Source organism: Streptomyces syringium (assembly GCF_017876625.1).
Classification (GTDB): domain Bacteria; phylum Actinomycetota; class Actinomycetes; order Streptomycetales; family Streptomycetaceae; genus Streptomyces; species Streptomyces syringius.
In genome coordinates this window covers 4,313,214-4,334,201 of record NZ_JAGIOH010000001.1, presented here as the reverse complement: position 1 = coordinate 4,334,201, position 20,988 = coordinate 4,313,214, and the positions used below count along the sequence as shown (strand labels likewise).

Below are 20,988 nucleotides of genomic sequence, written 5' to 3'. Positions count from 1 at the left end.
AACCGATCGTGCCGAATAGTCAACGTTCCACCCATGAGCAACCGTGCAGAACGTTTGTCTGCAGTCGGCTATGTGCTCCTTAGAAAGGAGGTGATCCAGCCGCACCTTCCGGTACGGCTACCTTGTTACGACTTCGTCCCAATCGCCAGTCCCACCTTCGACGGCTCCCTCCACAAGGGTTGGGCCACCGGCTTCGGGTGTTACCGACTTTCGTGACGTGACGGGCGGTGTGTACAAGGCCCGGGAACGTATTCACCGCAGCAATGCTGATCTGCGATTACTAGCAACTCCAACTTCATGGGGTCGAGTTGCAGACCCCAATCCGAACTGAGACCGGCTTTTTGAGATTCGCTCCACCTCACGGTATCGCAGCTCATTGTACCGGCCATTGTAGCACGTGTGCAGCCCAAGACATAAGGGGCATGATGACTTGACGTCGTCCCCACCTTCCTCCGAGTTGACCCCGGCAGTCTCCTGTGAGTCCCCATCACCCCGAAAGGCATGCTGGCAACACAGAACAAGGGTTGCGCTCGTTGCGGGACTTAACCCAACATCTCACGACACGAGCTGACGACAGCCATGCACCACCTGTATACCGACCACAAGGGGGCGACCATCTCTGGCCGTTTCCGGTATATGTCAAGCCTTGGTAAGGTTCTTCGCGTTGCGTCGAATTAAGCCACATGCTCCGCTGCTTGTGCGGGCCCCCGTCAATTCCTTTGAGTTTTAGCCTTGCGGCCGTACTCCCCAGGCGGGGAACTTAATGCGTTAGCTGCGGCACCGACGACGTGGAATGTCGCCAACACCTAGTTCCCAACGTTTACGGCGTGGACTACCAGGGTATCTAATCCTGTTCGCTCCCCACGCTTTCGCTCCTCAGCGTCAGTAATGGCCCAGAGATCCGCCTTCGCCACCGGTGTTCCTCCTGATATCTGCGCATTTCACCGCTACACCAGGAATTCCGATCTCCCCTACCACACTCTAGCCTGCCCGTATCGAATGCAGACCCGGGGTTAAGCCCCGGGCTTTCACATCCGACGCAACAAGCCGCCTACGAGCTCTTTACGCCCAATAATTCCGGACAACGCTTGCGCCCTACGTATTACCGCGGCTGCTGGCACGTAGTTAGCCGGCGCTTCTTCTGCAGGTACCGTCACTCTCGCTTCTTCCCTGCTGAAAGAGGTTTACAACCCGAAGGCCGTCATCCCTCACGCGGCGTCGCTGCATCAGGCTTTCGCCCATTGTGCAATATTCCCCACTGCTGCCTCCCGTAGGAGTCTGGGCCGTGTCTCAGTCCCAGTGTGGCCGGTCGCCCTCTCAGGCCGGCTACCCGTCGTCGCCTTGGTAGGCCATTACCCCACCAACAAGCTGATAGGCCGCGGGCTCATCCTTCACCGCCGGAGCTTTCCACCCACCCCCATGCGGAGGCAGGTCGTATCCGGTATTAGACCCCGTTTCCAGGGCTTGTCCCAGAGTGAAGGGCAGATTGCCCACGTGTTACTCACCCGTTCGCCACTAATCCACCCCGAAAGGCTTCATCGTTCGACTTGCATGTGTTAAGCACGCCGCCAGCGTTCGTCCTGAGCCAGGATCAAACTCTCCGTGAATGTTTACCCGTAATCGGGTGACACTCGCGTTGAGCGGCACAACCAGACGGAATAAGTCCGGTCGTGCACAGCGTCCTCGCTGTGTTGTTGCCCACCAGACCCCAAAGGGACCGGCAGGACTTTCAAAGGAACCGCGTCCCGATCGCAGAGCGACCGGAGACGGGGTATTTTATAGTCTGGCGTTGACTTTTGGCACGCTGTTGAGTTCTCAAGGAACGGACGCTTCCTTTGTACTCACCCTCTCGGGCTTTCCTCCGGGCGCTTCCCTTCGGTATTTCGTGTTTCCAACCTTACCAGATCCGTTTCCGGCCCTGGCCCCCTGCTGGAGCGGGGTCCCACCGTTTCGCTTTCGCTTTCCGGCGGTTCCGACTCTATCAGATCCTTTTCCGTGCCGTTCCCGGCTCGAATTCGTTTCCGATTCCCCGTCGGCGGGGATTTGTTTCGCGCCTTTCGGCGTGATCACTACTTTACCGGATTCCCCCGGCAGTTCCTAATCGGAACCCGGTCCCGAATTCCGGCATGCCGAAATCGATCCCGTTCAAGGGCCGTGCAGTAGAGATTGCCGCCAGTGAGGCGTGAAGTGCCGCCTCACCGTCCTCGCGGACGCCGTGGCAACTCGGAGAACTCTACACGAGCCCCGGGGGTGCTCCACCCCGGGTGCGCCCGCTCGTGAGCCTGATCCTTGAGTCTGGTCCCAGAGCCCGATCCCTGGCCTAGCTCTTGCGCTTCTTCTTCCGCGCCGCCGGGTTGCCCGTACGGGTCGTGCGGCGGCGGTCGTACCGGGTGCGCGCCTCCTCGTACTCCTCGCGGTGGAGCCGCTCGCCCGGCGCCTCGCGCAGGGCTCGGAAGAAGTAGGCGAGCAGCGACCCGATGAAGCCGATCATGAGGATGCTCCGCATCGACTTCTCGGCCGCCGGGTCGGCCGCCGGGTCCGGGCGGCGCTGGAAGCCCTCCCAGGTCCGGCGGAAGGCGAGGGCGCTGCACACGGCGAAGGCGACGACCACCAGCATGTTGACCAGGTTGCCGACCTCGGCGACGGCCAGGCCCTCGTATCCGAAGCGGAGGACGAACGCGCCGGCCGCCGCCGCGGCGAGCGCGCCCACGGCGACGCCCGCCCTGCGCAGTGCGTAACCGCCGTCGTGCTCGACCCAGGTCGTCCCGAAGAACCGGATCGGCTCCGGCTGCGGACCCGCTGCCTCGTGCTCATCGCTCATATGTCGATTATCGCCGTCGACCGGAAACCCGGGCCCGGAGGATCGGGCCGGAGGGGCGGAGCCGGTGGCGTCAGCCCGAGCAGCGGACCGCCACGAAGCCGCTGCTGCCCGTCTTCACATACGCGTCCGACACGTACTGTCCCGGCGCGATGCTGTCCCAGATGTCCGTGGTGCCGCACGGGCCGGAGACCGTCTCGCCGCGGGTCTGGCAGCGGATCGGCACGCTGGAGCCCTGCGGGAGGACCTTGATGAGCTGGCTGGTCGAGCTCGGGCCCCGGCGGACGTTGACCTGGTACCCCGGGGCGAGCGGGTAGTAGGCCACGGCCGTGGCGGCCTGGACCGAGAGCGCCGCGCTCTCGTCGTTGCCGCTGGTCTCGGTGAATTCCTCGGTGGCCATCCGGCCCTCCCCCGTGCACGCGTCGAAAGTCGTCGGACAGTCGTCGGAAATCTGGGTCCGTCTGTATGTCATGTGCAGGCTAGCAAGACCGCTCGGCATGGCTTCCGGGTCTGTGAGGTGCCATCGACTAGGCTCCGGCACGCCGCCTGACGCGGCCGAAATACAACGGGGGTGGGGGAATGCCGCCGCTGCGCATGTCCGGGACGGGCCCGGAAGCGGAGGAGCCGGAGTATGCCGGCCGGTACCGGTTGGAAGGGCGTCTCGGCTCCGGTGGCATGGGCGTGGTGCACCTGGCGCGCTCCGCGTCGGGGCTGCCTCTCGCGGTCAAGGTGGTGCACGCCGAGTACGCGGTGGATCCGGAGTTCAGAGCGCGGTTCCGGCAGGAGGTCGCGGCCGCCCGGCGGGTGAGCGGAGCGTTCACCGCGCCGGTCGTGGACGCGGATCCGGACGATGAGCGGCCCTGGATGGCCACCCTCTGCATTCCCGGCCCCACCCTTGCCGAGCGGGTGAAGCGGAACGGTCCGTTGAGCCCCGACGAGGTGCGCAGGCTGGCTGCGGGGCTCGCGGAGGCGCTGCGCGACATCCATCGCGCGGGAGTCGTGCACCGGGACCTCAAGCCGAGCAATGTGCTGCTCGCCGAGGACGGGCCGAAGGTGATCGACTTCGGTATCTCGCGGCCGTACGACAGTGAATTGCGCACCGAGACCGGGAAGCTGATCGGGACCCCGCCGTTCATGGCGCCCGAGCAGTTCCAGCGGCCGCGGGAGGTCGGGCCCGCGGCGGATGTGTTCGCGCTGGCCTCGCTGCTGGTCCACGCGGCGACCGGGCGGGGGCCGTTCGAGTCGGAGAGCCCGTACATCGTCGCGTACCAGGTGGTGCACAACGAGCCGGAGCTGGCCGGTGTGCCGGAGGATCTCGTTCCGCTGATCCTCGCGTGCCTGGCGAAGGAGCCCGCGGACCGGCCGACGCCCGACGCGATCATGGCCATGCTGCCGCACACGTCCCCCTCCTCCCCTCTTACTCCTCCTGCTGCCCCCACTGCCTCCGCACCGTTCCCGCCTCAGGTCCCCGAGCAGCGGAACAGCAGCACCCCCGCCCCGGCCGCAGGGCCCGTTACCTCCGGGCGCACCGGCTCCGCGGAGCCCGCCGAGGCGCCCCTCCCCCGTAAGGCCCGGCTCCGGCGGCGGAACCGGTGGATCGCCGCTGCCGCCGTGGCCGTCGTGGCGCTGGCCGTCGCCGGCGGGTACTGGGCGCTGCACGAGGTGGACGGGCTGCACCGGCCGTCAGGGGCCCGCCCCACGCCGATGGGTGCCGCCTGGCAGCCGTGGGAGACGTCCGTGCGGGAGGACGCGGCGGGCGACGGCGAGGTGCGGGCCGGGTTCTGTGCGTACGGGAAATCGGCCCTGTACTGCTCCGCGCGCGGGGTGTCGGCGGCCCGGATCCGGCCCGGTGACGGCGAGGTGGCCTGGCGGCGGCAGGTGGCGGGCGGGTCGGCGCGGCCCGGTGACGGCGCGCCGAGCGCGCCCGTCGTCTCCGGCGGCCTGGTGCACGTACTGGCGCCGGACGGTCGGCGGCTGTCGGCCCTCGACCCGGCGTCGGGCGAGCCGCGCTGGACGCGGGACGTGTCGGCGTTCCGGGGCCGGGTGTTCCACGCGGGCGACACCGTGCTGCTGGTCGCGGCGGACGGAGTGGTCACCGCCGTCGACGCGGCCACGAACAAGCAGCGGTGGCGCCACGGGCTGCCCGGTCACGCCAAGCCCGTCTTCTCCTCGTACGGGACCGGGCCCGCCTATGCGGTCACCCCGTCCCCCGACGGGCGCCGCACGCAGATCGTCGCGCTCGACCCGGTGCGCGGCACGACGCTGTGGCAGCGGACGGCCGACGGCAATCTGACCTCCGTGGGGGCCGGACCGGGCGGCGTCCTCCATCTCAGCGCCGCCGACGCGGACACGCGGATCTCCACGATCGTCAGCTATGACCCTGCCGCCAAGCGCGAGCACCGGGTGCCGCTCGGTACGCCGGTGGCCGCCACGAGCGTCGTCGCGCACGGCGGTTCGGTCTATGTGCTGTCCTCGGACGGCGGGCTCACCGCCTTCACCACCACCGTGGGATCCAAACCCTCGGCCCGGCTCTGGCGGCTGGACACCTCCGTCGCCAACGCCTCTGCGCTCGTCGCCGCCGACGACCGGCTGTACTTCTCGGCGGCCGACGGGCGGCTGCTGGCCGTGGACACCGTGCACGGCACGCTGCTCGGGCAGACGTCACCCCGCCTGGCCAGGGCCGGGCGGGGTTATCTGGAGCTGCTCCCGGCGCCGGTCGCGGCGGACGGGAAGGTGTTCGGCGCGGCGCCGGACGGGACGGTGTTCGCGGTGGACGCGGGGTCACCGTCCCGGTGGCGTTAGCGGGGCGCAGTGCCCTTTCCGGCCCGCCGGCTAGCCCAGTCGGGAGACGTCCCGGACGGCGCCCTTGTCCGCGCTGGTGGCCATGGCCGCGTAGGCCCGCAGCGCCGCCGAGACCTGGCGCTCGCGGTTCTTGGGGGCGTACGTGCCGCCGAGCGCCTCGCGGCGGGCCGTCAGTTCCTCGTCGTCGACGAGGAGTTCGATCGAGCGGGCCGGGATGTCGATGCGGATCCGGTCGCCGTCGGCGACCAGGGCGATCGTGCCGCCGGAGGCCGCCTCGGGTGAGGCGTGGCCGATGGACAGGCCCGAGGTGCCGCCGGAGAAGCGGCCGTCGGTGATCAGGGCGCAGGACTTGCCGAGGCCGCGGCCCTTGAGGAAGGACGTGGGGTAGAGCATCTCCTGCATGCCGGGGCCGCCCTTGGGGCCCTCGTAGCGGATGACGACGACGTCGCCCTCCTTGATCTCCTTGCGGAGGATCTTGTCGACGGCGTCTTCCTGGGACTCGCAGACGACGGCCGGGCCCTCGAACGTCCAGATCGACTCGTCGACGCCGGCCGTCTTCACGACACAGCCGTCGACGGCCAGGTTGCCCTTGAGGACGGCGAGTCCGCCGTCCTTGGAGTAGGCGTGCTGCGCGTCACGGATGCAGCCGCCGGCGGCGTCGGTGTCCAGGGAGTCCCAGCGCTCGGACTGCGAGAAGGCGGTCGCGGAGCGGACGCAGCCGGGTGCGGCGTGCCACAGCTCGACGGCCTCGGCGGAGGGCGAGCCGCCGCGCACGTCCCAGGTGCCGAGCCAGTCCTTGATGTCGGGCGAGTGGACGGTGTGCACGTCCTCGTTCAGCAGGCCGGCGCGGTAGAGCTCGCCGAGGATCGCGGGGATGCCGCCGGCGCGGTGCACGTCCTCCATGTAGTACGTGCCGCCGGGGGCGACGTTGGGCGCGACCTTGGCGAGGCAGGGCACCCGGCGCGAGACCGCGTCGATGTCCTTGAGGTCGTAGTCGAGCCCGGCCTCCTGGGCGGCGGCGAGCAGGTGCAGGATCGTGTTGGTCGAGCCGCCCATGGCGATGTCGAGGGCCATGGCGTTGTCGAAGGCGGCGCGGGTGGCGATGTTGCGCGGCAGGACCGACGCGTCGTCCTGCTCGTAGTAGCGCTTGGTGATCTCGACGACCGTGCGGGCGGCGTTCTCGTACAGCGCCTTGCGGGCGGTGTGGGTGGCGAGGACGGAGCCGTTGCCCGGGAGGGAGAGGCCGATGGCCTCGGTCAGGCAGTTCATGGAGTTGGCCGTGAACATGCCGGAACAGGAGCCGCAGGTCGGGCAGGCGTTCTCCTCGATGCGCAGGACGTCCTCGTCGGAGACGTTCTCGTCGACCGCGTCCACGATGGCGTTGATCAGGTCGAGCTTGCGGACCGTGCCGTCGACGAGGGTGGCCTGGCCGGCCTCCATCGGGCCGCCGGAGACGAAGACGACGGGGATGTTGAGGCGCAGGGCGGCCATCAGCATGCCGGGCGTGATCTTGTCGCAGTTGGAGATGCAGATCAGTGCGTCGGCGCAGTGCGCCTCGACCATGTACTCGACGGAGTCGGCGATCAGGTCGCGGGAGGGCAGGCTGTAGAGCATGCCGGCGTGGCCCATCGCGATGCCGTCGTCGACCGCGATCGTGTTGAACTCGCGGGGCACCGCGCCCGCCGCCAGGATCGCCTCGGAGACGATCCGGCCGACCGGGGCGAGGTGGGTGTGGCCGGGGACGAACTCGGTGAAGGAGTTGGCGACCGCGATGATCGGCTTGCCGATGTCCTCGCTCGCTACGCCCGACGCCCGCATGAGCGCTCGGGCACCCGCCATGTTGCGGCCGTGGGTGACGGTGCGGGACCTCAGCTCGGGCATCCTGCTCCACTCCTCGAAGTGCGTCGGCGCGCGGCGGTGCCGGCGCCGGGTCGGCGTCTTCCGAGCCTACGCCCGTGATCCAAGATCCGGACAGGATCTCCGCGATATGAGACGCAGGGCTCAGCCCCCGGGCAGCTTCGGGCCGCGCCCGGCCCTGGGTCAGTCCTCGGTCAGATGTCGCTGGACGACCGGGGCCACCATGGCGATGACCTCGTCGAGGTCCGCCGAGGCCAGGGGCTCGACCTTGATCACATGGCGCAGCAGGGTGACGCCCACCAGCTGGGCGGCGGCGAGCTCCGAGCGCAGCCGCGGCTCCGGGACGTCCAACTCGCCGGCCACGCGGACCATGAGCCGCATGGTGACGAGGTCGCGGAAGACGGCGGCGGCGGTCTCGTTGGCGACCGCGGACCGGACGATCGCGAGGAGCGGCTCCCGGGTGACGGGGTCCTCCCACACGCCGAGGATGAAGCGGGTCAGCCGCTCCCCGATGGTCTCCAGCCCGCCGACCGAGACGATGTCCTGCGCCTCGAGCGCCGGCGCGAAGGCCACTTCGACGGCCGCGCCGAAGATCTTCTCCTTGGGGCCGAAGTAGTGGTGGACGAGCGCCGGGTCGACGCCCGCGCCCTTGGCGATGCCCCGGATGGACGCCTTGTCGTAGCCGTGCTCGGCGAACTCGGCGCGGGCGGCGGTGAGGATCCGCTCGCGGGCGCCGGGGCCGTCGCCCGCGTCCGTACGGGCGGGTCTGCCGCGCTTCCTCGGGGCGCCCTCCCGTGCGTCGCTCACAGGCGGGGCACGCGGGTCGGGGAGGCGAGGTGCAAGCGGGTGAAGGCCAGGGCCTCGGCGAGGTCGGCCTCGCGCTCCGCGCTGGACATCGCGCGGCGGGTGTTGACCTCGATCACCACGTGCCCGTCGAAGCCGCTGACCGCGAGCCGTTCCAGCAGCTCGGCGCAGGGCTGCTTGCCGCGGCCGGGCACCAGGTGCTCGTCCTTGGCGGAGCCGTTGCCGTCGGCCAGATGGACGTGGGCGAGCCGGTCGCCCATCCGGTCGATCATCTGGAGGGCGTCCGTGCGGGCGGTCGACGTGTGCGAGAGGTCGACGGTGAAGTGGCGGTAGTCGTCCTTGGTGACGTCCCAGTCGGGCGCGTAGGCGAGCATCTCGCGGTCGCGGTAGCGCCAGGGGTACATGTTCTCGACGGCGAAGCGGACGTCGGTCTCGTCCGCCATCCGCCAGATCCCGCGCACGAAGTCACGCGCGTACGAGCGCTGCCAGCGGAACGGCGGGTGGACGACCACGGTGGTGGCGCCCAGCTTCTCGGCCGCCGCCCGGGCGCGCTGGAGCTTGACCCACGGGTCCGTCGACCAGACGCGCTGGGTGATCAGCAGACAGGGCGCGTGGACGGCCAGGATCGGGACCTGGTGGTAGTCGGAGAGGCGGCGCAGCGCCTCGATGTCCTGGCTGACCGGGTCGGTCCAGACCATGACCTCGACACCGTCGTACCCGACGCGGGCGGCGATCTCGAAGGCCGTCGCCGTCGACTCGGGATAGACCGAGGCCGTGGACAGCGCGACCTTCGCATCCGGGATGCGCACCACTGGCTCTGTCACGGGGAACAGCGTACGACCGCCTCTCACGGGACGGGCAGGTGGTCCAGCCGCCGGAGGATCACTCCTTCGCGCAATGCCCACGGGCAGAGCACCAGCTCTTCCACTCCGAACAGGTCCATCGCCGCCTCGGCGACGAGCGCGCCCGCCAGCAGCTGGGGCGCCCGGCCCTCCGACACGCCGGGCAGCGCGGCGCGCTGTTCGACGGTCATCGCGGCGAGCTTGGGCACCCACTGCTCCAGGGCGCGGCGGCTCAGCGTGCGCTTGACGTAGAGGCCCTCGGTGGAGCGGGCGGCGCCGGCGATGCGGGCGAGCTGTTTGAAGGTCTTGGAGGTGGCGACGATGTGGTCGGGCGCGCCGCGGCGGGAGAAATCGCCGACGATGCGGGCGATCTGGGCCCGTACGTGGCGGCGCAGCGCGCGGACGTCGGTGGGGTCCGGCGGGTCGCCCGGGAGCCAGCCGGCCGTCAGCCGACCGGCGCCCAGCGGCAGCGAGACGGCCGCGTCGGGCTCCTCGTCCAGGCCCAGTGCTATCTCCAGGGAGCCGCCGCCGATGTCGAGGACGAGGAGCTTGCCCGACGACCAGCCGAACCAGCGGCGGGCGGCGAGGAAGGTCAGCCGGGCCTCCTCGTCGCCGGTCATGACGGGCAGCGTGATGCCGGTCTCTTTCGTCACGCGCGCGAGGACGGCGTCGGCGTTGGCCGCCTCGCGGACCGCGGAGGTGGCGAACGGCAGGACCTCCTCGACGCCCTTGTCCTCGGCGGCCTGCAGGGCATCCTGGATGACGGCGATCAGGCGGTCTATCCCGGCGTCGCTGATCGCGCCGTGGTCGTCGAGGAGTTCGGCGAGCCGCAGCTCGGTCTTGTGCGAGTGGGCGGGCAGGGGGCGGGCGCCCGGATGCGCGTCCACCACCAGCAGGTGGACCGTATTCGAGCCCACGTCGAGGACACCGAGTCTCATGGCGTGAACGCTACTGCCGCTCTCGGGGCGCTTAGGCTTGAGGGGTGGCGAAGACGAAGAAGGCGAAGCAGGGCAAAGCGCAGGACAAAGCCTCCAAGAAGACCAAGGTCATCGATGTGAAGGCCGAGATCTCCGACGAGGTGGGGCTTGATTTCGCCCGTGCCTGGGTCGAATTCCCCGACCCGGCCGACGAGGAGCAGCTCTTCCGGTGCGATCTGACCTGGCTCACCTCTCGCTGGAGCTGCATCTTCGGCAGCGGCTGCCAGGGCATCCAGGCGGGACGCGCCGCCGACGGCTGCTGCTCGCTGGGCGCGCACTTCTCCGACGAGGACGACGAGAAGCGGGTCGCGGGCCATGTGGCGCGGCTGACGCCGGACATCTGGCAGTTCCACGACGTGGGCACCGACAGTGGCTGGACGCAGCTCGACGAGGACGACGGCGAGCGGCAGACCCGGCGCTGGAACGGCTCGTGCATCTTCCAGAACCGGCCGGGCTTCGCGGGCGGTGCGGGGTGCTCGCTGCACATCCTCGCCCTGAAGGAGGGCCGCGAGCCGCTGGAGACCAAGCCGGACGTGTGCTGGCAGCTGCCCATCCGGCGTACGTACGACTGGATCGACCGGCCGGACGACACGCAGGTGCTCCAGGTCACGATCGGCGAGTACGACCGCCGCGGCTGGGGTCCGGGCGGCCACGACCTGCACTGGTGGTGCACGTCGGCGACGTCCGCGCACGGCGCGGGTGACCCGGTGTACGTGAGCTACGCGCCGGAGCTGACCGAGCTGATGGGCAAGGAGGGCTACGCGCGGCTGGTGGAGCTGTGCGAGGAGCGGCTGTCCTCGCTGCTGCCGATGGCTCCGCACCCGGCGGACGGCGGGCGGACGGCGAAGCTGCCGGATCGTCGCTGACGCGGTTCGCTACGGCGTTCGCTACGCGGTTTTCGCGCGGGGCGGCGCGGGGGTGACCTTCGCAGGTCGGGCCGCCGGTGTCCGCGCGGCGGCTCGCAGGCGCCTTCGGTGGACAGCCGGCAAGGGCGGCTCGCGGGCCGGCTCGCCGATCAGTTCCCACGACAGGGCCGCAGATGCGTTTCACCCAGCGGACCGCAGGTCGGTTCGTGGGGCTCGGAGACGGCGCCGGGGCGGGTCGGTCGGGCTCCGGGGCGCTTCACCCAGCGGGCCGCAGGTCAGTTCGTAGCGCTCGGGGACGGTGCCGGGGGCGGGGCGGTCGGGCTCGGGGGTGGCTGGGTCGCGGCGGGGGTCGGCTCGGGGGCCGCGCCGCGACCTTCGATCGTCACCACGGAACCGCCCGGCGCGACGGCCACCCGCGCCGTCCAGTGCCCCACCGGCTCCCGGTCCTGGTCGACGTAGACCGTGACGGTCACCGACTGGCCCGGGGTGAGGACTCCGCCCACCCGGTTCAGCCGCAGCCACGGCGCGTCGGCCGTCATCGACCAGCGCACCGGCTGCCCGCCGTCGGCGGTCAGCGTGATCAGCGTGGTGCCCCCGCTGGGCTGCGCCTCGACCGTCAGCCGACCGGGTCCGTGGCCCGGTCCGGACGGGGCCGGCAGCGGCCGGGTGCTGTCGCCCGGGGCGGGCGATGCGGTGGCGGCGGCCGCCACCGGCACGGGTCTGCCGTCCGGGCCGAGCACGGCGACCGAGACGTCGGAGGGCCGGCGGCGCACGGCCGAGCGCGCGTCGGTGGAGGTGTGGGACCGGCCGACCTCCTCGTACGGGATCCGGCCGAGTCCGTCCGTCTCGCGGGCGGAGACCGACGCCGTGTCCTGGCCCTCCCCGATGCCCGGCCCCCCTCGGTAGGCGGCCCACAGGGCCAGCACGGGGGCGGCCACGACCGTCGCGACGACCGTCGTCGTCACGGCTCTGCTGCGCAGCCTGCCGCGCCGCGCGGCACGGTCCTTGGGGGCCAGCGGGAAGCCCTTGCGGTCGAACCGGGGCATCACCCCGGCCGGCGCCGCGCGCTGCGGGCGTGCGGCCAGGGCGCACAGCATGGCGGCGTGCGCCGCCGCGCGCGGTGCCTCGAGCACGGGCAGCGCGGCGGTGGACGCCGACGTCCCGGGCCAGGGGTCGCCCGCGTTGGCCCGCTCGGCCGTCCGCCGGCAGTCGGCGCAGTCATCGACGTGCCGCACGAGCTCGCGCCGCAGCGCGGCCCCCAGCAGCATCTCCGTGTCCCCCGCGAACCGTGCGACGACCGGGCAGCGGCCGGACTCCACGACGGCCAGGGCGGTCCGGGTCCGCTCCACCTCGCACGCGGCGCTGGACAGCAGCGCCCGGGTGGCGTCGGGGTCCAGCCGCAGCACCACGCCGACCTCGTGGGGGGTGAGGCCGTGGCGGACGGCCAGCTCGAGGGCCTCGCGCTGCTCGGGGGTGGTGCCGGCGGCCTCCGGCCAGGCCAGCAGGGACAGCTCCGCGCGGCGGTGGGCGGCCAGCGACCCGGTCGGGACCGGATCGGCGACCTTGGCGCCGCGCTCCGCGAGCCTGCGCAGACACGCCCAACGGGCCAGGGCGTACATCCAGGGGCGGCGCATCTCCTCGTCGGCGGGGGCCCGGTCGGCACGCCGCTCGGCGAGGGCGAGCGCCTCGCCGAGCACGGAGGTGGCGGAGTCGTGCTCGCACAGCACGGACAGGCAGTAGGTGAACAACCCGTCCAGGAACGGCTCGTACCGCACGGGCGGCCGCTGCACGAGGGTGTCGTCGACCGCGCGCGGCGCACGGCGGTGTGGATGAAACGCGCCGGTGGCGTACGTAGGGTGCTCGGGGCCGCTGCTTGTCATCCCGGCGACGGTAGGCGGATGACGCACCCTCCCTCGTCCTGCTCGCACAGGTTTAACCCGTTCGGGTGACCATCTCCCTCGAAGGGGGACAGGAACTGTACGTTCCGGCCGGAGTGGCGGAGGGGGAGAGGCCGGGGTGGGTCGGGGTGGCGATCGGCTGCGTCCGTCCTCACGGGCGCTGTCGGGAGCACTGGCAAGGGCACTGCCAGGGCCACTGTCGGGGGCCTGTCAGTGGGCACCGCTACGGTGACCCCATGGCTGCCCGTACCGCTCGCTCGTCCGCCAAGGACCGGCCCTCCTACCGCTGCACCGAGTGCGGCTGGACCACTGCCAAGTGGCTCGGCCGCTGCCCGGAGTGCCAGGCATGGGGCACGGTCGAGGAGTACGGCGCGCCCGCCGTGCGCACGACGGCGCCCGGCCGGGTGACCTCAGCCGCGCTGCCCATCGGCCAGGTCGACGGCCGGCAGGCCACCGCGCGCAGCACCGGCGTGGACGAGCTGGACCGCGTGCTGGGCGGCGGGCTGGTGCCCGGCGCGGTGGTGCTGCTCGCGGGCGAGCCCGGTGTCGGCAAGTCCACCCTGCTGCTGGACGTCGCGGCGAAGGCCGCGTCCGACGAGCACCGCACGCTGTATGTGACGGGCGAGGAGTCCGCGAGCCAGGTGCGGATGCGCGCCGACCGCATCGGCGCGCTCTCCGACCACCTCTACCTCGCCGCCGAGACCGATCTGTCCGCCGTCCTCGGCCATCTCGACTCCGTGAAGCCCTCCCTCCTGATCATGGACTCGGTGCAGACCGTGGCCTCCCCCGAGATCGACGGGGCGCCGGGCGGGATGGCCCAGGTGCGCGAGGTGGCGGGCGCCCTGATCCGGGCCTCCAAGGAGCGCGGCATGGCCACCCTCCTGGTCGGCCACGTCACCAAGGACGGCGCGATCGCGGGCCCCCGGCTGCTGGAGCACCTGGTCGACGTCGTACTGAGCTTCGAGGGCGACCGGCACGCCCGGCTGCGCCTGGTCCGCGGCGTGAAGAACCGCTACGGCGCCACCGACGAGGTCGGCTGCTTCGAGCTGCACGACGAGGGCATCACCGGCCTCGCCGACCCCAGCGGCCTCTTCCTGACCCGGCGCGCCGAGCCCGTTCCCGGCACGTGCCTGACGGTCACCCTGGAGGGCCGCCGCCCGCTGGTGGCCGAGGTGCAGGCCCTGACGGTCGACTCGCAGATCCCCTCGCCCCGCCGCACCACCTCCGGTCTGGAGACCTCGCGGGTGTCGATGATGCTGGCCGTGCTGGAGCAGCGCGGCCGGATCAGCGCCCTGGGCAAGCGGGACATCTACAGCGCCACCGTCGGCGGTGTGAAGCTCTCCGAGCCCGCCGCCGACCTCGCCATCGCGCTCGCCCTCGCCAGCGCCGCCAGCGACTCCCCGCTGCCGAAGAATTTGGTGGCCATCGGTGAAGTGGGGCTCGCGGGCGAGGTCCGGCGCGTCACGGGCGTGCAGCGCCGCCTGGCCGAAGCCGCCCGCCTCGGTTTCACCCATGCCCTCGTGCCCTCCGACCCGGGGAAGATCCCGGCCGGTATGAAGGTTCTGGAGGTCGCGGACATAGGCGACGCGCTTCGGGTGCTACCCAAGCGGGTACGCCGGGAGAGCCGGCGGGAGGCCGAAGCGGACGCCTGACCGGAGGAGCCCTCTCTAATAGGCTGGGCGCCAGTAGACTTTGCCCTGGTCTCGCCCGTACGTACGCACGTACGCGACAGCCAGGGCGGCCTGCGGCACCGATGACCTTGCGACCGGAGGAGTGCAGTGGCAGCCAACGACCGGGCATCGGGCCCCGGCAAGGCCGGGGGGAGCTCCGGTGCTGACGGTCTGATGCGCGCTTCGCTGAGCGCCGTCGCGCCCGGCACGCCCCTTCGGGACGGCCTGGAGCGCATTCTCCGCGGCAATACCGGCGGGCTCCTCGTCCTGGGCATGGACAAGACCGTCGAATCGATGTGTACGGGCGGATTCGTCCTCGATGTGGAGTTCTCCGCCACCCGGCTGCGCGAGCTGTGCAAGCTGGACGGCGCGCTGATCGTCGACAAGGACATCACCAAGATCGTGCGGGCGGGCGTGCAGCTCGTCCCCGACGCCTCGATCCCCACCGAGGAGACCGGCACCCGGCACCGCACCGCGCAGCGCGTGTCCATCCAGTGCGGTTATCCCGTCATCTCGGTCAGCCAGTCGATGCGGCTGATCGCGCTGTACGTGGGCGGTGAGCGCCGGGTCCTGGAGGAGTCGGGCGCGATCCTCTCCCGCGCCAACCAGGCGCTGGCCACCCTGGAGCGCTACAAGCTCCGTCTCGACGAGGTCGCCGGCACGCTCTCCGCCCTGGAGATCGAGGATCTGGTCACCGTCCGCGATGTCACGGCGGTCTCCCAGCGGCTGGAGCTGGTCCGCCGTATCGCCACGGAGATCGCGGAGTATGTGATCGAGCTGGGCACCGACGGCCGTCTGCTCTCGCTCCAGCTGGAGGAGTTGATCGCGGGCGTCGAGCCGGAGCGCGACCTGGTCGTGCGGGACTACGTCCCGGAGCCGACCGCCAAGCGCACCCGCACGGTCCCGGAGGCGCTCTCCGAGCTGGACTCCCTCAGCCACGCCGAGCTGCTCGAACTGCCCATCGTCGCGCGCGCCCTGGGTTACAGCGGCTCCCCCGAGACGCTGGACTCCGCGGTCTCCCCGCGCGGCTACCGGCTGCTGGCCAAGGTGCCGCGGCTGCCCGGCGCGATCATCGACCGGCTCGTCGAGCACTTCGGCGGTCTCCAGAAGCTGCTCGCCGCGAGCGTGGACGACCTCCAGACCGTCGACGGCGTCGGCGAGGCCCGCGCCCGCTCGGTCCGCGAGGGGCTCTCCCGGCTCGCGGAGTCCTCGATCCTCGAGCGCTACGTATAGCGGTCGCGTCCGGATCATCTGACGGCTACGGCCGGGCCCCTCTTCGCGAGGGCCCGGCCGTAGCCGTCTGTGCGCGTCTCGGATCAGGCGTTCCGATCAAGCCTTCCGATCAGGCCTTCTCCAGCGTGAAGTTCACCGTCTCGGTGACCCCCGCGATCTTGACCTCGACCTTGTAGACACCGGGTTCGGCGGTCGCGGCTCCCGATGGTGTCGCGCAGCGTGGGGCGCTGCGCGTGCGGTCCCACTCCAGCGTGCTCTTGATCTCGCCCGAGCCGGGGAGCTCCAGCAGCACGGGAGCACCGTTCCTGGCGCAGTCGTCGGACGCCCACACGTGCTCGCTGCCCTCGGACTTCACAATCTTGAGGCCGGCCGCGGCCGATCCGAAGTCGACCTTGCAGGCGCTGCTGCCGGAGTTCTTCACGACGAACTCGAACTTCGGCTTCTCATCGGGCTTGTAGGCGTCCTTCACGCTGCGCACGCTCACCTGTACGGATCCTGACGCACAGTCGGGCAGCTTGGAGCCGGCCGGAACGGCCTTGCCGTCGCCCGTGCCCAGACCGCCACCGCCACCGGAGGCGCCGCCGGAGCCTCCCGCACCGCCGCCGGTGCCCGCACCGGCACTGCCGGAACTTCCCGCTCCGCCATGGTCGCCGCCGCCGGAGCCGCCGTTGCCCGATTCATCGCGACCACCCGGCCGTTGGCTGATATGCGGCCCCGAGGGGGTGGGTCCGGGCGTGATGGTGGTGTCGCCGGGACCCTTGCCGTTCGATCCATTGGACCGGTCGCCGTCGGAGCCGCCACCACCCCCGAGGACGGCCCACAGCACCAGCAGCACGAGAAGGCCGAGCAGGCCAAGCGCAACTGCCCTCCGCCGCCAGTAGATGGAGGAGGGAAGCGGCCCGATCGGATTGCGCAGAGATCCCACGCGAAGACTCTACGAGAGATCGGCCAGGGCACCAGCCAGTACCCGCCGTAGGAGTGCAGACTTTTCTCATCATCTACCCGGTTCCGGGCACCGCCATACGCGCCTCGGGGCCCCGCGCACATCGGAGAACGGCGTCATGCGCACACCGGAGAACGGCCGCGCCATCCGACGAAGGTCAGGTCATGGCCCTGCCGATGGGCCGATGTGCCGTGTACCTGACGCTTCATAACGTCCCCACCATGGACAACGATCTCTATCGCGATATCACCGAGCACGCCCGCAGCACCCCGGAGTGGGTCCGCTCCCTCGCGGAAGTCGGCACGGAGGCCGGACTGTTGCTGCTGATGGCGGTGGCCGTCGGCATCTGGTGGCGGGCCAGGCGGGGCGGGGCGCGCGGGGTGGCGCTCGCGGCACTCGTGCCGGTCACCACGGCGGTCGCGTACGCCGTGAGCGAGGTCGTGAAGAGCCTCGTCGAGGAGGTCAGGCCGTGCCGGGCGGTGACCGGAGCCGCCGCGTCCCTCGCCACCTGCCCGGCGCCCGACGACTGGTCGTTCCCCAGCAACCACGCCACTCTCGCGGCCGCCCTGGCCACCGGGATCGCGGTCGCCCGCCGGGTGATGGCGTGGCTGGTGCTGCCGCTGGCAGTGCTGGTCGCCTTCTCCCGGGTCTTCCTCGGTGTGCACTACCCGCACGACGTGGCGGTGGGCCTCGCGCTCGGCGCCGCCGTCGCGCTGCTGGGCGCCCGGCTGCTCACGCGCCGGGGCACGGCCCTGGTGGAACGGGCCCGGGCGGGAACGGGCCCATGGAGCGTCCTGGTCAAGGGGTGACAGGGGCGCCATACGGTGCTCCGGGGTGACGGACGCCGCCCGACCGGACGTGTCGTCAGGCGGCGGCGGGCGGCGGCCACTCCGTCTTGTGGCCGAAGCCCTGACCGTTGTCGATCAGCCGCAGCCAGTCGGGGCGCAGCTCCCACAGGTCCTCACGCTCCATCGCCTGCCGGAGCTGCTCGGTCTGCTCGACGTACGGGAAGCGGTTCCTGAACGACTGCCACGCGGCCTCGCGCTCCGCGCCCTCCAGGCGGCGGCAGACGCCCCGGCCCTGAATGCCGGTCAGGGCCACCCAGTCCTGGTGGTCACGCTGGGCGGTGAAGGCGACGCGCGTCTCGCCGTCGCGCAGGGCACGGCCGTGACGGGTGGTGGCGGAGGTGACGAAGACCAGCGCGGGCGCGGACTCCTCGGCGGGCGCGTAGAGCACGGCGCAGGCCTGCGGGCCGTCCTCATCGGTGTACGCCAGGGTCATGGTCGTGTGGGCGTCGAGCGCGGCGAGGAGCTCCAGCGGGGGGCGGGAGTGAGTTTCGGTCATGATCCCCATTCCACCCCGATCGGCCCGGGGGTACCAGCCGGGTACCGGCCAGGAGCCGATCGATGGGGCCGCAGGAGTGTGCCGGTGCCGGTCAGCCCTCGGTCACCAGCCCGGCCTCGTAGGCGACGATCGCCGCCTGGACGCGGTTGCCGACCTCCAGGTGGTTCAGGATCGCGCTCACGTACCCCTTGACCGTGCCCTCGACGAGGTGCAGCCGCCGGGCGATGCCGGCGTTGGACAGCCCGGCCCCCACCAGGGCGAGGACGTCCCGCTCGCGGGCGGTGAGCCCGGCGGTCCGGGCGCGGGCGGCGGCGCCGCGCGTCAGCCGTTCGCCGCCCAGCTCGGCGATGACGTGCCGGGCCACCTTCGGGGAGAGGTACGCGCCGCCGTCGGCGACGGCGCGGACGCCGGCCATCAGTTCGTACGGGTCGCCGGACTTGAGGAGGAATCCGGTGGCCCCGCCGCCGAGGGCGCGGGAGACGTACGCGTCCTCGGAGAAGGTGGTGAGGATGGCGACGGCGGTGCCGGGGGTGGTGCGGCGGATCTCCTCGCACGCGGCGAGCCCGTCCAGGCGCGGCATCCGGATATCGAGGAGCGCCACGTCGGGCCGGTGCGCGCGGACCGCCTCGACGGCCTCGCGGCCGTCCGCCGCCTCGGCGACCACGTCGATGCCCGGGTCGGCGGCGAGGATGGCCCGTACGCCCGCCCGGATCATGGTCTCGTCGTCCGCGAGCAGCACCCTGATCGCCGTCACCGCACCCACTCCTTCTGTTCCTGCTGTACGACTTCCTGCGGTGCGGCTTTCCGCTGTGCGGCTTCCTGCTGTGCGGGTTTCCGCTGCACGGCACCGGGCCCTCCGGCCCGGGGAACGGCGTGCTTCGCCACGAGGCGGCCGTCGCGGAAGCAGAGCCGGAAGTGGTCGACGCTGACGAAGAGCTCGCCGGTCGCCCGGTAGTAACGGCACTCGGCACCGGGTGGCGGGGGCACGGGGGCCCGATCGGCCGGTGGATCGGTGACGGTCAGATCCGGCAGGACGGGCTCGACAGCCGCGTAGGGCGCGCCGACGCGCAGGCCCGCGTAGGCGGCGGGGGTCAGCACGGAGTGCGTCTTGATGTAGGCGTACCAGCCGAAGGCGCCCGCCACGAACAGGGCGGCGCCGGCGCCCGCGACGGCGAAGGGCACGACGACACGTCGGCGTGCGGCTCGGCGGGCACGGGCGAACGCGTGGCCGTCGCCGGTGTCCCCGAAGACGGCGGCCTCCCCGCCCCCGGCCGCCGCGTGAGGCAGCCGCGCCACCACCCGGAAGCCGCCCTCGTACGGCCCCGCCACGCACTCGCCTCCGGCGAGGGCGGCTCGTTCCCGCAGGCCGAGCAACCCTGTGCCGGTGCCTGCGCCTGTGCCTGACGGCGTCGTGGCGGGGTTTTCCCGGGTGTGCGCCCGGATGCGGCCGGGAGCGGCCACCGGGCCGGCGGCGGTGCGTGCCAAGGGCCTGCGCGCCGGGCCGTCCGAGGCAGCCGGTCCGTTCACGACCGTCACCACGGTCTCGTGCGGGCCACGCTCGACCGTCACCTCGACCTCCGCGCCCGGCGCGTGCTTGGCCGCGTTGGTCAGGGCCTCCTGCACCACCCGGTAGGCGGCGCGCTCCGCCATGGTCGGGGCACCGGAAGTGCCCGGCCGTGCGCCTGCCGGTACCGCTCCGGCGGAGTCGTCGGTCTCCGGCACCGTCTGCCGGGCGCCGCCCGCGGCGGGACCGGCAGGACCGGCAGGAGCACCCTGCCGCACGGCCCCGCCGTCCCCGGGGGCCGCGCGCACGCGCACCGGCCGACCGGTCACGGCCGGGCCGGCCTCGGTGGGGCCACCGTGCCGCACGGGCTTGTCCGGGCCGGCCCCGGCCACCGACACCCCGCCGTCCCCGGAAACCGCGCGCAAGGTGACGCGCAGGCCCGAGGTCGCCGCCCGCTCGACGAGGGCGGGGATCGTCTCGTCCGCCGGGACGAGCGGGGCCGTGGGCGGCCTGGGGCCGGGGCCCGGGCCGGGTTCGGGGTCGCGGAGGACGCCGATGATGTCGTGGAGGCGGTCCGTCGCGGCGGCAGCCGCTTCGCGGAGGTCCGCGGCCGCCGTGCGGTGGGCGGGGTCGAGGCCCGGGGCGACCTGGAGGGCGCCGGCCCGCAGGGCGATCAGGCTCAGCTCGTGGCCGAGGGAGTCGTGCATGTCCCGGGCGATCCGGGCCCGCTCGCGCAGCCGGGCGCGGTCCGCGACGATCTCCTGCTCGCGTTCGAGCTGTGCCGCGCGGCTCCAGCCCGCGGCCACCAGTTCGCGGTACTGGCGCCGGTAGCGGCCGGTCAGCCAGGGGAAGACCCCGCCGAACAGCAGCGTGCCGATCAGAACCAGCCATTCGATCACCGGGTCCGTGCCCCGGAGGAGCACGAGCGCCGTGCCCACCGCGGCGATGCCCGCGAAGGCCGACCGGGCCGGGCGGGGCGCCGCCGAGCGACGGCCCAGCAGATAGCCGAGGACCGACAGCGCGGGCCCGTACGAGAGCGTGAAGAGGGACGGCGAGGCGGCGAGGCCCAGGCCCGCGGCGAGGAGGAGGGCCGGAACGGGCCGTTTCCGCGACACGGCGGCGGCCACGGCGAGCACGACCGACGCGCCCGCATGCCGCCACCAGGGCTGCGGCTCGGTCAGGCCGAGCCAGGCGGTGCCGAGCGCGGGCACGGCGAGCACCGCCCACAGCAGGGCGCCCCGCAGGGCCCGCCCGGCCGGGACGGCCCGCGCCGATGCCGAAAGCCGCCCGCCCGCCATCGGAAACCGCCCCGTCAGCGGGGTCGTCGCGCCTCTCACCGCCTCGACGGTACAAGCGTCCGCCCGGCCCTCGCCCCTGTCGAAAGTCAGGTGTTCGGGGCCCGGCGCGTTTCCCCGTCGTACGCGCCCGTG

16 protein-coding genes and 1 rRNA gene are annotated in these 20,988 nt (G+C 71.9%); 5 read left to right on the top strand and 12 right to left on the bottom strand.

Translation table 11 applies throughout. The features are described 5' to 3' along the window. Nucleotides 1-83: 83 nt before the first annotated feature. The 3 genes from JO379_RS19325 to JO379_RS19315 all read right to left on the bottom strand — a co-directional run bounded on the left by JO379_RS19325 (nucleotide 84) and on the right by JO379_RS19315 (nucleotide 3,218). Nucleotides 84-1,607: ribosomal RNA gene (locus tag JO379_RS19325) — 16S ribosomal RNA — on the bottom strand. Nucleotides 1,608-2,320: 713 nt separating this feature from the next. Then, on the bottom strand, nucleotides 2,321-2,821 hold the full coding sequence (locus JO379_RS19320; protein WP_130878246.1) for a hypothetical protein: 501 nt from the start codon (nucleotides 2,819-2,821) through the stop codon (nucleotides 2,321-2,323). A 70-nt stretch (nucleotides 2,822-2,891) separates the two neighbouring features. Continuing rightward, nucleotides 2,892-3,218: an SH3 domain-containing protein gene (locus tag JO379_RS19315; protein ID WP_130878247.1), complete on the bottom strand. Its 327-nt coding sequence runs from the start codon at nucleotides 3,216-3,218 to the stop codon at nucleotides 2,892-2,894. Between the two features lie 179 nt (nucleotides 3,219-3,397). Between JO379_RS19315 and JO379_RS19310 the strand changes: the two genes are divergently transcribed. Further along, a complete protein-coding gene (locus tag JO379_RS19310; RefSeq protein WP_130878248.1) occupies nucleotides 3,398-5,620 on the top strand; it encodes a serine/threonine-protein kinase in 2,223 nt (740 codons plus the stop codon). Between the two features lie 30 nt (nucleotides 5,621-5,650). On the opposite strand, the gene ilvD is transcribed toward JO379_RS19310, so the two are convergent. From ilvD to JO379_RS19290, 4 genes are all read right to left on the bottom strand, one after another. After that, a complete protein-coding gene (ilvD, locus tag JO379_RS19305) occupies nucleotides 5,651-7,501 on the bottom strand; it encodes a dihydroxy-acid dehydratase (RefSeq protein WP_130878249.1) in 1,851 nt (616 codons plus the stop codon). Nucleotides 7,502-7,660: 159 nt separating this feature from the next. After that, the gene (locus tag JO379_RS19300; protein ID WP_130878250.1) at nucleotides 7,661-8,284 is read right to left on the bottom strand and encodes a TetR/AcrR family transcriptional regulator; all 624 of its coding nucleotides are present in this window, start codon (nucleotides 8,282-8,284) and stop codon (nucleotides 7,661-7,663) included. Beyond that, nucleotides 8,281-9,105, bottom strand: a complete 825-nt coding sequence (locus tag JO379_RS19295; protein WP_130878251.1) for a sugar phosphate isomerase/epimerase family protein — start codon at nucleotides 9,103-9,105, stop codon at nucleotides 8,281-8,283. Before JO379_RS19295 ends, JO379_RS19300 begins: the two co-directional genes overlap by 4 nt. A 23-nt stretch (nucleotides 9,106-9,128) precedes the next feature. Then, the gene (locus tag JO379_RS19290) at nucleotides 9,129-10,061 is read right to left on the bottom strand and encodes a Ppx/GppA family phosphatase (RefSeq protein WP_130878252.1); all 933 of its coding nucleotides are present in this window, start codon (nucleotides 10,059-10,061) and stop codon (nucleotides 9,129-9,131) included. A 44-nt stretch (nucleotides 10,062-10,105) separates the two neighbouring features. On the opposite strand from JO379_RS19290, the gene JO379_RS19285 reads away from it, so the two are divergent. Then, nucleotides 10,106-10,966 (top strand): DUF3109 family protein, encoded by an 861-nt coding sequence (locus JO379_RS19285; protein ID WP_130878253.1) that lies wholly within the window; start codon nucleotides 10,106-10,108, stop codon nucleotides 10,964-10,966. Nucleotides 10,967-11,241: 275 nt separating this feature from the next. Here the strand turns inward: JO379_RS19285 and JO379_RS19280 are convergent, their stop codons facing one another. Beyond that, entirely contained in the window at nucleotides 11,242-12,846 is a 1,605-nt protein-coding gene (locus JO379_RS19280; protein ID WP_209516046.1) for a BACON domain-containing protein, read from the bottom strand. Between the two features lie 254 nt (nucleotides 12,847-13,100). On the opposite strand from JO379_RS19280, the gene radA reads away from it, so the two are divergent. Then, nucleotides 13,101-14,516 (top strand): DNA repair protein RadA, encoded by a 1,416-nt coding sequence (gene radA / locus JO379_RS19275; RefSeq protein WP_209516044.1) that lies wholly within the window; start codon nucleotides 13,101-13,103, stop codon nucleotides 14,514-14,516. A 126-nt stretch (nucleotides 14,517-14,642) separates the two neighbouring features. After that, on the top strand, nucleotides 14,643-15,767 hold the full coding sequence (disA, locus tag JO379_RS19270) for a DNA integrity scanning diadenylate cyclase DisA (protein ID WP_130878256.1): 1,125 nt from the start codon (nucleotides 14,643-14,645) through the stop codon (nucleotides 15,765-15,767). A gap of 109 nt (nucleotides 15,768-15,876) precedes the next feature. Here the strand turns inward: disA and JO379_RS19265 are convergent, their stop codons facing one another. Further along, on the bottom strand, nucleotides 15,877-16,692 hold the full coding sequence (locus JO379_RS19265; RefSeq protein ID WP_209516042.1) for a hypothetical protein: 816 nt from the start codon (nucleotides 16,690-16,692) through the stop codon (nucleotides 15,877-15,879). A 239-nt stretch (nucleotides 16,693-16,931) separates the two neighbouring features. Here JO379_RS19265 and JO379_RS19260 point away from each other — a divergent pair, with 239 nt between their 5' ends. Beyond that, nucleotides 16,932-17,519 carry a phosphatase PAP2 family protein gene (locus tag JO379_RS19260; protein ID WP_209516040.1) on the top strand — a complete coding sequence of 196 codons (588 nt, stop codon included), beginning with the start codon at nucleotides 16,932-16,934 and terminating at the stop codon, nucleotides 17,517-17,519. A 55-nt stretch (nucleotides 17,520-17,574) separates the two neighbouring features. Here the strand turns inward: JO379_RS19260 and JO379_RS19255 are convergent, their stop codons facing one another. From JO379_RS19255 to JO379_RS19245, 3 genes are all read right to left on the bottom strand, one after another. Beyond that, entirely contained in the window at nucleotides 17,575-18,054 is a 480-nt protein-coding gene (locus tag JO379_RS19255) for a pyridoxamine 5'-phosphate oxidase family protein (protein WP_209516038.1), read from the bottom strand. A gap of 91 nt (nucleotides 18,055-18,145) precedes the next feature. After that, nucleotides 18,146-18,808: a response regulator transcription factor gene (locus tag JO379_RS19250; protein ID WP_278046320.1), complete on the bottom strand. Its 663-nt coding sequence runs from the start codon at nucleotides 18,806-18,808 to the stop codon at nucleotides 18,146-18,148. Next, nucleotides 18,805-20,856 carry a sensor histidine kinase gene (locus JO379_RS19245; protein ID WP_209518750.1) on the bottom strand — a complete coding sequence of 684 codons (2,052 nt, stop codon included), beginning with the start codon at nucleotides 20,854-20,856 and terminating at the stop codon, nucleotides 18,805-18,807. Before JO379_RS19245 ends, JO379_RS19250 begins: the two co-directional genes overlap by 4 nt. Between the last annotated feature and the right edge of the window lie 132 nt (nucleotides 20,857-20,988).

Excerpts from the sequence above, each read along its gene's own strand:
- JO379_RS19320 (WP_130878246.1), bottom strand. The coding sequence starts at position 2,821 with ATGAGCGATGAGCACGAGGCAGCGGGTCCGCAGCCGGAGCCGATCCGG.
- JO379_RS19315 (WP_130878247.1), bottom strand. The coding sequence starts at position 3,218 with ATGGCCACCGAGGAATTCACCGAGACCAGCGGCAACGACGAGAGCGCG.
- JO379_RS19310 (WP_130878248.1), top strand. The coding sequence starts at position 3,398 with ATGCCGCCGCTGCGCATGTCCGGGACGGGCCCGGAAGCGGAGGAGCCG.
- ilvD (WP_130878249.1), bottom strand. The coding sequence starts at position 7,501 with ATGCCCGAGCTGAGGTCCCGCACCGTCACCCACGGCCGCAACATGGCG.
- JO379_RS19290 (WP_130878252.1), bottom strand. The coding sequence starts at position 10,061 with ATGAGACTCGGTGTCCTCGACGTGGGCTCGAATACGGTCCACCTGCTG.
- JO379_RS19280 (WP_209516046.1), bottom strand. The coding sequence starts at position 12,846 with ATGACAAGCAGCGGCCCCGAGCACCCTACGTACGCCACCGGCGCGTTT.
- radA (WP_209516044.1), top strand. The coding sequence starts at position 13,101 with ATGGCTGCCCGTACCGCTCGCTCGTCCGCCAAGGACCGGCCCTCCTAC.
- JO379_RS19260 (WP_209516040.1), top strand. The coding sequence starts at position 16,932 with ATGGACAACGATCTCTATCGCGATATCACCGAGCACGCCCGCAGCACC.
- JO379_RS19255 (WP_209516038.1), bottom strand. The coding sequence starts at position 18,054 with ATGACCGAAACTCACTCCCGCCCCCCGCTGGAGCTCCTCGCCGCGCTC.
- JO379_RS19245 (WP_209518750.1), bottom strand. The coding sequence starts at position 20,856 with ATGGCGGGCGGGCGGCTTTCGGCATCGGCGCGGGCCGTCCCGGCCGGG.